Annotated in this window: 10 protein-coding genes; 9 read left to right on the top strand and 1 reads right to left on the bottom strand. The window is 65.1% G+C overall.

The annotated features are described in order from the left end of the window. Nucleotides 1–205: 205 nt before the first annotated feature. The 9 genes from GO308_RS13135 (at nucleotide 206) to GO308_RS13095 (ending at nucleotide 11,366) form a co-directional block, all read left to right on the top strand. Nucleotides 206–1,324, top strand: coding sequence for an aspartyl protease family protein (locus tag GO308_RS13135; RefSeq protein ID WP_240885770.1), 1,119 nt, complete (start codon nucleotides 206–208; stop codon nucleotides 1,322–1,324). A gap of 115 nt (nucleotides 1,325–1,439) precedes the next feature. Next, on the top strand, nucleotides 1,440–3,401 hold the full coding sequence (locus GO308_RS13130; RefSeq protein ID WP_240885769.1) for a cytochrome c/FTR1 family iron permease: 1,962 nt from the start codon (nucleotides 1,440–1,442) through the stop codon (nucleotides 3,399–3,401). A 32-nt stretch (nucleotides 3,402–3,433) separates the two neighbouring features. After that, nucleotides 3,434–4,306 carry an undecaprenyl-diphosphate phosphatase gene (locus GO308_RS13125; protein ID WP_240885768.1) on the top strand — a complete coding sequence of 291 codons (873 nt, stop codon included), beginning with the start codon at nucleotides 3,434–3,436 and terminating at the stop codon, nucleotides 4,304–4,306. A gap of 217 nt (nucleotides 4,307–4,523) precedes the next feature. Continuing rightward, entirely contained in the window at nucleotides 4,524–4,820 is a 297-nt protein-coding gene (locus GO308_RS13120; RefSeq protein ID WP_240885767.1) for a hypothetical protein, read from the top strand. Nucleotides 4,821–4,954: 134 nt separating this feature from the next. Next, nucleotides 4,955–5,278, top strand: coding sequence for a hypothetical protein (locus tag GO308_RS13115; RefSeq protein WP_240885766.1), 324 nt, complete (start codon nucleotides 4,955–4,957; stop codon nucleotides 5,276–5,278). A gap of 190 nt (nucleotides 5,279–5,468) precedes the next feature. Continuing rightward, nucleotides 5,469–6,635 carry a TolC family protein gene (locus tag GO308_RS13110; protein ID WP_240885765.1) on the top strand — a complete coding sequence of 389 codons (1,167 nt, stop codon included), beginning with the start codon at nucleotides 5,469–5,471 and terminating at the stop codon, nucleotides 6,633–6,635. 2 nt (nucleotides 6,636–6,637) lie between these two features. After that, nucleotides 6,638–7,897 carry an efflux RND transporter periplasmic adaptor subunit gene (locus GO308_RS13105; protein WP_240885825.1) on the top strand — a complete coding sequence of 420 codons (1,260 nt, stop codon included), beginning with the start codon at nucleotides 6,638–6,640 and terminating at the stop codon, nucleotides 7,895–7,897. Then, a complete protein-coding gene (locus GO308_RS13100; RefSeq protein ID WP_240885764.1) occupies nucleotides 7,894–11,040 on the top strand; it encodes an efflux RND transporter permease subunit in 3,147 nt (1,048 codons plus the stop codon). The genes GO308_RS13105 and GO308_RS13100 overlap by 4 nt, the downstream gene beginning before the upstream one ends. Next, complete coding sequence (locus GO308_RS13095; protein WP_240885763.1) at nucleotides 11,037–11,366, top strand: copper-binding protein; 330 nt, start codon at nucleotides 11,037–11,039, stop codon at nucleotides 11,364–11,366. The genes GO308_RS13100 and GO308_RS13095 overlap by 4 nt, the downstream gene beginning before the upstream one ends. Before the next feature lie 230 nt (nucleotides 11,367–11,596). Here the strand turns inward: GO308_RS13095 and GO308_RS13090 are convergent, their stop codons facing one another. Then, nucleotides 11,597–11,944, bottom strand: a complete 348-nt coding sequence (locus GO308_RS13090; RefSeq protein ID WP_240885762.1) for a copper resistance protein CopC — start codon at nucleotides 11,942–11,944, stop codon at nucleotides 11,597–11,599. Nucleotides 11,945–12,068: the final 124 nt, after the last annotated feature.

Genomic DNA, 12,068 nt, shown 5'->3' with positions numbered 1-12,068 from the left:
GCCACCTCGTGGCGAAAAGGCTTGATCCTCCAGCGGCTGGAGGAGGTAGGAACCGACCGATCGCTGCGATTATGGGCAGTGACCAATCAGGTAATGTGGTGAACGCAATTCGGACGCCTTGACCGTGCAGCGACGAGCGATACTCGCCGGCCTTCTGTCCGGTAGTGGCTTGGCGTTGGCTACCACGCCGTCCCGCTTGCTCGCCATGACGGCGCATCGGGGCGGATTGTGGAGCGGGCTCGCTTCCGATGCCGCTTGGGACAGCTTCGAAATGGCAACCGGCGATACGCTGGTGGTGCGTGCGGACGTCGGCGGAATTTCGGTGGCGGCCATTCTCGACAGCGGCAGCGCGGCCTCCATCATCAGCGCTTCGCTCGCGCAGCGACTGGGGCTGGACGGGGCCGAGACACGCACGATCCGCGGATTGGGCGGACGAGCCTCTGCGAGGATCGTCCGCGACCTCGATGTCGTGATCGGCCGGCAGTCACGCCACCTCGCCCTGGCCTATACTGCCGATCTCGATACGGCGTCGGCCGCGTTCGGGAGGCCGATCGATCTCATATTGGGCCAGGACGTGCTCGCCGGTCGGTGCCTGGCGCTGGATTTCGCGAATGCTCGCTACGCCCTGGCCGAGCGCTTTGCAGGCGGACCGGATTGGGCTTTCGCGCCGATGGGGCACGGGAGCAATCGCGAGCTGTTGGTCTATGCGTCGATCGCCGGACTCGATCCTGCGCCGCTCGTGGTCGACCTCGGGAGCAGCACGGCGCTGATAGTGTCGCAGGGCTATGCCGATCGGCACGGCTTGCTAGACGGCAAGCCGCGTTCAACCGCGGTTCTCGGCGGCGTGGACGGCAAGCGTCTCGCAACCACGTTCATGGTGGATCGTACCGAGGTCGCGGGCCTTGGCGTGGATGTCATCCCCGCGCTCGCCGTCGACGATTGGCTTTCCGGCAGCACGGTCGGCAATATCGGCCTGCCGCTGCTTGCCCAATTCGACGTGGTGCTCGACTTCACGGTCGGACGGCTGTGGCTCCACGCACTCGCATCCGACCGCCGACCGGCCATGCTGGAAGACCATAGCGGCCTCGGTCTCGCGGCTTCCACCGACGCCCTCATTGTGGTCCATGTCGCGGCGGGAAGTCCTGCGGCACGCGATGGTTGGGCGATCGGAGAGCGGATCATTGCGGTCGACGGCCGGCCGGTCGACTTTACCTATACCCGGGGAGCGCTCTGGCGCTGGCGCTTCGGACCTGTCGGAAGGCGTGTGAAGCTCACGGTCGATGGCGGTGCCGTCCGCGAGATCCGGCTTGCCGACTATTACTGATCCTGGCCGATCGGACATCGTCCATGTCGTGCATCACACTGCCCTGACAATTGCTATTGCGTCGTGCTCGCAAAGTTCTTGCTTCTACAGCTACTGGAGGTTGTAGGGCAGAGCGATGTCCCACCTCCCATTTCGCCGATTCTCAGCGGCAACGGCTCGGCGCGTCTTCGCCTCGGTAATCGCGCTTTTTTGGCTGGCCGCGATACCGGCCGGGCTGAGCGCGGCACCGGCAGCGGACCCGAACGACGTGCAAACCGCCTGGCGGCTGCTCGACTATATGGCCGTGGACTATGGCGGCGCGGTCGATGGGGGCCGGATAAAGAGCGCGTCTGAATATGCCGAGATGACCGAATTCGCGGCATCCGTGTCGGCGCGGCTCGCAACCTTGCCGCCGACACCGCAGCGCGGGGCATTGATGTCGGGCGCCGCGCACCTCCAGGCTGTCATCGGCCGCAAGGGATCGCCGGAAGAAGTCGCAACGCTCACGCACGGACTGGCAGCAGACCTCCTCCAAGCCTATCCCGTTCCGCTTGCCCCCGCCACGCCGCCGAGCTTCGCGCGGGGCGAGGCATTGTTCCAGACGACCTGCGCCGCATGCCATGGCGCGACCGGCGATGGCCATGGCCTGAATGCGGCCAAGCTCAGCACATCGCCGATCGCTTTCACCGATCTGACCCGTGCCCGCCAGCGAAGCATATTCGCGCTCTATCAGGTCATCGGCCAGGGCATTGACGGCACCGCCATGCAGAGCTTCGCGGACCTTCCGAGCGACGATCGCTGGGCGCTTGCGCTTCGCGCCGGGAGCTTTGCCTTGACCGATGACCAGGCCCGCGAGGGCGAGCGTCTGTGGAAGGCAGACCCCACGCTGCGGCAGCGCATACCGGACCTCAAGACGCTGGTTTCGCTCACGCCGGCCACGCTTGCATCGAGCATCGGCGAACGACCGGCGCTGGCGGTGATGGCCTATCTGCGCCGTCACCCGGAAGCCGTGGTCGCGCAGGCGCCGGGCTCGCTCTCGCTGGTTCGGCAGAAGCTCGCAGCCAGTCTCGACGCGTTTCGCAAAGGCGACCGCCGCGCCGCCAAGGAGATTGCACTCTCCGCCTATCTTGACGGATTCGAGCCGGTCGAGCCCACCCTGGGCGCGCGCGATGCGACATTGCTCAGCCGGATCGAAGGCGCGATGGGCGAGTATCGCGCCGCAATCGACCAGGGCGTTTCGGCGGACGATCTCGCGAACCGCGCGCTCGTCCTGAACGGCTTGTTCGACGATGCCGAAGCGGCCCTGGTACCGAGTGCGTCCAGCCAAGCCTCGACGTTCCTGGGCGCGTTGACGATCCTGCTGCGCGAGGGGCTGGAAGCCCTGCTCATCATTGTCGCCATGATCGCCTTTCTCCGGAAGGCGGAGCGGACAGAGGTTCTGCCCTATGTCCATGGAGGATGGGTCGGTGCCCTCGCGGCGGGACTGCTTACCTGGTTCGTCGCCACTTATGCGATCGGGATCAGCGGCGCGAGCCGCGAGCTGACCGAAGGGTTCGGCTCGCTGTTCGCTGCCGTGGTTCTGCTGTCGGTCGGAATCTGGATGCATGGCAAGGCACAGGCCGATCAATGGCAGCGCTACATCCGGGACAAGATGGCGCATGCCCTGTCGGATCGCTCGGCCTGGCTCCTGTGCGGCCTCGCGTTCGTGGTCGTGTACCGCGAGGTGTTCGAGACGATTCTGTTCTACGCAGCGCTCTGGGTGCAGGGTAATGGTGGTGCGCTGCTCGCGGGTGCTGCGGCCGCGGTGCTGATGCTGGGGGTGATCGCCTGGGCCATGCTGCGCTACAGCCGTCAACTGCCGATCGCCCAATTCTTCTCCTACAGTTCGTGGCTGATGGCGGGGCTGACAGTCGTCCTCGCCGGGAAGGGCGTCGCCGCTCTCCAGGAAGCCGGCATTATTGACATCGCGCCGATGGCGGCCGCGCCGCGGCTTTCGATGCTCGGCATCTTCCCGACCTGGCAGTCGATCCTGACGCAGCTTGCGATGGCCGCCGCGATATTTATCGGTTTCTCGTATAATCGGCGGCGGGCGTCCTGACGCAGCCCGCTCCATCCAGGGAAAGATAGCCCATGACCGCTGCATGCTCGCCTGGCGTCGATACCGGCTTCGTGTCCCTCGGTCATGCCAAGGTCGCGTGGCTGGGATTGGTCCAGGGGATAACCGAGCTGCTTCCGATCTCCTCGACGGCCCACATGCGCGTCGTTCCCGCGCTGCTGGGCCGGCGCGATCCCGGCGCGGCGTTCTCGGCGGCGATGCAGCTTGCTGCTCGGGTGGCGGTGGTCAGCTATTTTCGGCGGGACGTGGTCCGGCTCGCTGGTGGCTCCGTTTCGGCCATCACTCAGCGGCGTTTTGACGACGCCGACCTTCGGCTGACGCTGCGCATCGGGCTCGCCACCCTTCCGATCGTGATCGCCGGCGCCGCACTGAGCACCATCCTCAATCAATGCGCTTCGCCGCTTCGCAGTCTCACGGCGATCGGCTGGGCCTGTATCGGCATGGCGCTCCTGATGGCGCTGACCGAGATTACGGCACGTCATCGCCGTACCGTCGAGAGTTCCTCGCTTGTTGATGCAATTCTCGTCGGACTTGCTCAGGTTGGTGCCCCCATTCCCGGTATTTCGAGATCGGGCTCGACCCTGACCGCGGCCCTGGCGCTCATCTTCAGGCGCGAGGAGGCGGCGCGTTTGTCCTTCCTGATAGGTATTCCGGCTATCGCGCTCGCGGCACTCAAGGAGATTTGGGAACTCCACCGGCCGGGGCTCGACCTGCGCGGCTGGTCGGTGCTGATGGTCGGTCTGTTAACGGCTTCAATTTCCGCGTTCATCGCGATCTGGGCGCTGAAGCGCATTCTCGAGCGCTTCTCCGCATGGCCCTTTGTTGTTTATCAAGGACTTCTCGGCGTGTTGTTACTCATCATGATGGCGTGGAGTTCCTTCGCTTAAGGGACGAAGTGGATATGGCGAAATGCCGTTTCAATTCCGACATTGTCTCAGTTAGAAACAGCCGGTCAGGTCAGCCGAGCCGATGGGCCGATTATCCGATCCGCTGTCGCGCATCGGTGCCATGAGTCCACAGCGCTAAGTCGCATTGTTTTGTAACTCATAGCGGTTGTGCTACGAATAGCCCACCATGAAGCGTCTACTCATCCTGATTCTGGCGATGTTTGTCGTGGCGGCTCCGGTTCCGGCGCTCGCGACGCAGGCGATGTGCGCCGATGCGATGCCGGTAATGGCGTCGATGGATCATGGCATGAAGAAAGGCTCGTGCTGCGACGAGAAGCACAAGGCGTGTATGCTGGCGTGCGACGCGATGTGCGTCGTCGCGCTGGCGACGCCCGCGCCGCAGCCTTCTGCCCGGGCGATTGAGCTCAGCGTTCGCCCGTTACCGCAACTGGTATCGTTCACGATCGCCAAGCCCACGCGCGGGCTTGATCCTCCTCCTCGAAACGTCGCCTGACCCAAGCGCCCGACGGCGCTCCCACTTTACCGGATGCGGATCGCGACTGCCGAATGGCCCGCGCCCGCATGGATCAAGCGACATAACCGGCCCGACCCAGAGCGGCGGGACTGGCATCATTCGAGGAACTTATCATGACCCGTTTTTCAAGCATCGTTCTCGCTGCGACCGCGCTTGCCGCAGGCCTTGGCACCACCGCCCCGGCTTTCGCCGCCGCCCATGGTAGCGATGGCTATCATTGGGAATACACGCCCGGCCCGCGTGGCACGGCGCATCGCGTAGCCGACCGTCCCGCCAAGCCTGTCGAAACGGCTGTTATAAAAGGGCACTGGCGTTGGAATGCCGGCCCCCGCGGCGGCGTTACTTGGGTCCCCACCGTCACCGACCGCCGGATGGTTCCGGTCGGGCAAATGGCCGACATGAAGGCTACGCCGGAGATGGCCGCGAGCGCATCGTAACTCCCCCTTCGCCCGATGGACTGACGTCCATCGGGCGACATTCTGTCACGCACAAGGACCGTCTTCTATCGACGGTCCTCTTTGCCGTTTCAGCTCGATCAGCCATAAATGGCGAAGGGGGATTATGATGCACCGAAGGATCATTACTGCGGTCGCAATATTCGCGTCGGTTCCGGCGAACGCGGGGCCATTGACATTCGATCAGGCGCTGGAGCGCGCCGATCATGATGCGCCGAGCATTGCTGCGCGCGCCGCGTCTGCCGATGCGGCGCGATCGGCGGCGATTGCCGCTGATCGGCTGCCCGATCCCAAGCTCGAAGTTAAGCTGCAAGACTTTCCCTTTACCGGTCCTGACGCGGGCAAGTTCAACAGCGACAACTTCACGATGGGCGTGCTCGGCATCAGCCAGGAAGTGCCCAACATCGCCAAGCGTCGAGCGCGCGCCGCGCGCGCGACTGCCGATATCGGGATGGCCGATGCCGAGGGCGCAGCGGAACGTCGACGGGTCCGTGTCGCAGCGGGGATGGCGTGGGTCGATCTCTATTATGCCGAGCGCCGGCTGGCGATCCTGGACCGGCTGGGCCAGCGACTGAATGATCTCGCAACGACCGCGCCGGCCCGGCTGGCGAGCGGTGCCGCCCGTCCGGCCGAGGCGATCGAGCCGCAGCGACTGCGCGCTGCGCTCGATGACCGCCGCAGCGATCTCAAGGCGGCAATCGCCAGCGCCCGTGCCCAGCTGACGCGCTGGACGGGCGAGGCCGATCCGCAGGTGGTCGGTCCGCCGCCGGATGCGACGCTCAACGAGGCCGGCCTGCGCGCCGGACTGGCGACGCTCCCGTCGCTCCAGGTCAAGGACGCGCTGATCGGCCAGGCGGCCGCTGAGATGCGTCTGGCGGAGGCTGCCAAGCATCCCGATTGGGAAGTTAGCGGATCGATTGGCAATCGCGAGCCGCGTTACGGCAACCTGTTCTCGCTGGGCGTCAAGATCGACCTGCCGTTGTTCGCGGGTAAACGCCAGAATCCGGTGATCGCGGCCAGGGCGAGCGAGATGGCACGCGCCCGCCTCGACCGAGCCGATGCCGAACGCGAGATCATCGCGGCGTTCGAGAGCGATCTTGCCGATCATCGGATGCATCATGAGCGGCTTGAGCGTGCGCAGGATATTTTGCTCCCGCTGGCCCGCCAGCGGAACGATCTGGATCGAGCGAGCTACGCCGCCGGAAGGATCGATCTCGGCACCGCGCTGCAATCGTCGATCGCGCTGGCCGAGGCGGAGGTCGACCTGCTCGACCGCGAGGCCGAGGTGGCGCGCGACGGGGTGCGGATCACGCTCAGCTACGGAGGAGATCGGCCGTGAAGATGAACGCAGATCGGGCCTCCCAACTTGCCGCAGCGTTGGCCTTCGTCGCGCTGATCGGGTTCCTCGGCGGTCGTTATTCCTCACCGCCAAATGGTGGTGCGTCCACCGGGTCGGAAGCGGCCGGCGGCAAGCAGCCGCTTTATTATTACGATCCGATGTTCCCGAACCAGAAGTTCGACAAGCCCGGCAAGTCGCCGTTCATGGATATGGAGCTGGTCCCCAAATATGCCGATGGGGGTAGCGGCACAGGGGGCACGGGTGCGAGCGGCCCCCCGGCAGTGACGATCAACCCGGCGGCGATGCAGAATCTGGGCGTTCGCATCGCCGCAGCGAAGCGCGATACCCTCGCGACCGGCGTTGATGTCACCGGCGTCATCGCCTTCAACGAGCGCAACGTTGCGGTGGTGCAAGCGCGCAGCGCCGGGTTCGTGCAGCGCGGCTATGGCCGGGCACCGGGCGACGTGGTTGCCGCCGGAGCGCAGATAGCCGCGTTGCTCGTGCCCGAATGGGGCGGCGCGCAGCGCGAATATCTGGCGGTTCGGCGCACCGGCAATGCCGCACTCGCGGCAGCGGCACGCCAGCGGCTCGCGCTACTCGGCATGCCGCCGGGGTTGATCGCTGCCGTTGCACGGAGCGGGCGCGTTCAAGACGTAACGGCGATGACCACGCCGATAGCAGGCGTCATCGACACGCTCGACGTGCGACCTGGCATGACACTCGCCGCAGGCCAGCCGCTCGCGCGGATCGTCGGCCTGCAATCGGTATGGCTCGACGCGTCGGTCCCCGAGGCTCGGGTTGGCGAGGTCCATCCGGGTGGCACGGTGACGGCGGAACTCGCCGCCTTTCCGGGCGAGCGCTTTCCCGGGCGGGTGCAGGCGATCCTGCCGACCGCGCAGAGCGACAGCCGCACCGTCACGGTGCGGGTCGAGCTGCGCAATCCGGGGCTGCGATTGCGGCCCGGCATGTTCGCCCGCGTGGCGCTGGGCGAAGGCGAGCGCAGCGCGCTGTTGATCCCGACCGAAGCGGTGATCCGCACCGGCAAGCGCACGCTCGTGATGCTCGCGGCAGGCGATGGCCGCTATCATCCCGCCGAGGTTCAGATCGGCCGCGAAAGCGGCGGTCGCAGTGAAGTCCTTGCCGGTTTGGCCGAGGGCGAGAAGGTCGTCGCCTCGGGCCAGTTCCTGCTCGACTCCGAAGCGAGTCTGACCGGCATCCCGGTCCGCCCGATCGGCGCGGCTCCTGCGGGAAGCCACAAGTGATTGCCGCCGTCATTCGCTGGTCGATTGCGCAACGACTGTTCGTGCTGCTCGCTGCGGCGATGATCGCGGCGGCAGGGTTCATTGCGGTGCGCTCGACCGCGATCGACGCGCTTCCGGACCTGTCCGACGTGCAGGTCATCATCCGCACCAATTATCCGGGCCAGGCGCCGCGTATCGTCGAAAACCAGGTCACCTATCCGCTCGCGACGACGATGCTGTCGGTGCCCGGCGCCCGGGTCGTGCGCGGCTATTCCTTCGTCGGCTACAGCCTCGTCTACGTGCTGTTCGAGGACAATACCGACCTCTATTGGGCGCGCAGCCGCGTGCTCGAATATCTGAGCCAGGTCCAGGGACAGTTGCCGGCGGGCGCCAAGACCGAGCTCGGGCCCGACGCGACCGGCGTTGGCTGGATTTACGAATATGCGCTGGTCGATCGCAGCGACCGCCATGACCTGGCCGAGCTCCGGAGCTTGCAGGACTGGTTCCTCCGCTATGAGCTGAAGACGATCCCCGGCGTCAGCGAAGTCGCGACCGTTGGCGGCATGGTGCGGCAATACCAAGTCGTGCTCGATCCCGACAAGCTGATCGCCTACGGCGTCACGCACGAGGCGGTGATCGACGCGATCAGGCGCGGCAACCAGGAAGCGGGCGGCTCGGTGATCGAACAGGCCGAAGCCGAATATATCGTCCGCGCGAGCGGCTATCTCGCCAATCTCGACGATTTCCGGGCGTTGCCGATCAAGACGACGGCGGGTGGCGTGCCCGTCACGCTTGCCGATGTGGCAACCGTACAGGTCGGCCCCGACATGCGGCGCGGTGTGGCCGAATTGAACGGACAAGGTGAAGTCGCCGGCGGCATCATCGTTCTGCGCTCGGGCGCAAACGCCCGGGCTGCCATCAGCGCGGTCAAGGCCAAGCTCGAAACGCTGAAGGCCAGCCTGCCGGCCGGCGTCGAGATCGTTCCCACTTATGATCGATCGGCGCTGATCGGGCGATCGGTCGATAATCTGACGAGCAAGCTGATCGAGGAGTTCATCGTCGTCGCGATCGTCTGCGCGCTGTTTCTGTGGCACGCGCGATCGGCCTTGGTCGCGGTCGTGACGCTCCCGCTCGGCGTTCTTGCCGCTTTCATCGTGATGCGGGTGCAGGGGATCAACGCTAACATCATGTCGCTGGGCGGCATTGCCATTGCGATTGGCGCGATGATCGACGCCGCCGTCGTGATGATCGAGAACGCACATAAGCATCTTGAGCGCTGGGCGCACGATCATCCCGATGAGGAGCTGAAAGGCGCCCGCCGTTGGGCGGTGATCGGGAATGCAGCTTCGGAAGTCGGACCGGCGCTGTTCCTCAGCCTCATGATTATCGCCTTGTCGTTTGTTCCGGTTTTTGCGCTTCAAGGGCAGGAGGGGCGGCTGTTCGCGCCGCTTGCCTTCACCAAGACTTACGCGATGGCCGCCGCCGCCATCCTGTCGATCACCCTGGTACCGGTGCTGATGGGGTATCTGATTCGCGGTCGCATCCCGCCGGAAAGCGCCAATCCGATCAACCGCGTGCTGACCGCGCTCTATCGGCCCGCGCTCGATTGGGTGCTCGTTCATCCGAAGCGCACCTTGGCCATCGCTGGCCTCGTCTTTGCGACCAGCCTCTTCCCCCTCTCGCAACTGGGCGGCGAATTCATTCCGCAGATCGACGAGGGCGACCTGCTATACATGCCATCGGCCCTTCCCGGCATCTCGACCGCCAAGGCCGCGCAACTGCTCCAGCAGACCGACCGGCTGATCAAGACCGTCCCCGAGGTCGACAGCGTGTTCGGCAAGGCGGGACGTGCCGAAACGGCGACCGACCCCGCGCCGATGGAAATGTTCGAGACAATGGTCCGCTTCAAGCCGCGCGACCGGTGGCGCCCCGGCATGACGCCGGAGAAGCTGGTCGATGCGCTCGACCACGCGGTCAAGGTGCCGGGCCTCGCCAATTTCTGGATTCCGCCGATCCGCAACCGGATCGACATGCTGTCGACCGGGATCAAGAGTGCGATCGGGATCAAGGTGGCGGGTTCCGATCTGACGCAAATTGACGCCACGGCGCGCCATATCGAGGCCGTCGCCAAGACCGTGCCCGATGTGAGTTCTGTGCTCGCGGAGCGGCTGACTGGCGGACGCTACATCGACATCGATATCGATCGCTTTGCCGCCGCCCGGTTCGGGATGAATATCGCGGATGTCCAGTCGGTTGTCTCGAGCGCGATCGGCGGCGAAACCGTGGGCCAGACGGTGGAGGGGCTGGCGCGCTATCCGATCAGTGTCCGATATCCGCGCGAGTTGCGCGACAGCGCGGACGCGCTGCGCAATCTCCGCTTCCTGGCGCCGGGCGGTCAGCAGGTGACGCTGGGGACGGTGGCGACGATCACGACCAGCGAAGGGCCGCCGATGCTGCGTAGCGAGAATGGACGGCCTGTCACGTGGATCTATGTCGATGCGCGAGGGCGCGATCTCACCTCGATCGTCGCCGATCTCCAGCATGTGATCGACCGCGACGTGAAGCTGCCGCCGGGGATCAGCGTCAGCTTCACCGGCCAGTTCGAATATCTCGCGCGTGCAAGGGAGCGGTTGACGGTCGTCGTGCCGGCGACGCTCCTCATCATCTTCGTGCTGCTCTATGTCACCTTTGGCCGGTTCGACGAGGCATTGCTGGTCATGGCGACCCTGCCGTTCGCGCTGACCGGCGGGTTCTGGCTGCTTTGGCTATTGGGCTACAACCAGTCGGTGGCGACCGCAGTCGGCTTTATCGCGCTGGCGGGAGTCGCGGCGGAGTTCGGCGTGGTCATGCTGATCTACCTCAAGCACGCGCTTGCCGAGCGCGGTGCGGACCCGTCAGCCGAAAATGTCGAGGCGGCGGTGCGCGAGGGCGCGCTGCTACGCGTGCGGCCCAAGGCAATGACCGTGGCCGTGATTTTGGCCGGGTTGTTCCCGGTTCTGATCGGAACCGGCACGGGTTCGGAGGTCACCAGTCGCATCGCCGCGCCGATGATCGGCGGGATGCTGACTGCCCCGCTTCTGTCGATGCTCGTCATCCCGGCAGCCTATCTGCTAATGCGTCGACGCACCCGCTTTCGACCTGGAGATGAAGGAGTATTTTCGTGAAAAAGATCATTTCTATCGCCCTGCCGCTGATGCTGGCTGGCTGTGGCAATCCCGACACCAGCCCTGGCACTAATGTGCATGCCGCCGAGGCGCAGACCGAGCCCAAGATCGGCAACGGTGAGGGTACCGTCACCGCCATCGATGCGAGCACCGGCAAGATCACGCTCTCACATGGCCCGGTAACCGAGCTGCAATGGCCTGCAATGACGATGGGCTTTTCCGCCAAGGATGGTCAGACGGGCGGGCTTAAGGTTGGCGACCGGGTTAAGTTCAGCTTCCGGTGGGACGGCAAGACTGCGGAGATCGAGTCGATCGAGCGCAAATGATCTGGATGGAAATCAGTTCGGAAGGTCCGATCCGATCGATGGCAACGCTGTTATGATCCAGTGTCCCGTTGCCCCGTCTTATCGACACTCTATCATGCCGCTCACAAGACTATTGCGGTCCTGTCGTCGCAATGCAGCCCAGGCAGTTGTCCGGCGCCCAGAAGCCGTACGACTGAGGAATTTCCTTTCCGCGAGCCTGCACGGCGCGGCTATTCGACTAGCCGATCGGCTCAACGAACGACGAACCGCACCGTCCCGTCGGTTCTGTCGCCATCGGTGGCGATGGCGTGCCAGGCGATTAGATAGCTACCCCTGGCGAGCGGTTTCTGTGGCTTTGTGATGAGCGTCCTCGCGTCGCCGCCAAGGGTCGTCGCGACGCCGATAGGCATCGGGCTGCCCGCTGCCTTCCCGGGAGCGGCAGTCATGAACAGTTCGACGCGCGATTTGGGCGAGAGCTTCTCGTCGTAGCGAAGTTCGAGCCGGGCCGGCGCAGCGACGGTGGCATTCGCGGCTGGCGTCGATGCGACCAATTTGGAATGCGCCTGCGCGGCGGTCCCGGCCAACAGCGCGGCCGCCACAGCGGATATCGTCAGCAAGGTTCGATTAGTGGGCATCACAACAATCCTGCGCGGTTGGTTCGATCTCTTTACGCACGCCGACCGGGCTCCCCTCATCGACGGCGCGAATTTCTGAGCGGGTTAG

The organism is Sphingomonas sp. SFZ2018-12 (assembly GCF_022496715.1).
Classification (GTDB): Bacteria; Pseudomonadota; Alphaproteobacteria; order Sphingomonadales; family Sphingomonadaceae; genus Sphingomonas.
Note: the sequence above shows the minus strand (reverse complement) of the source record. Positions and strands in the feature narration are given on the sequence as shown.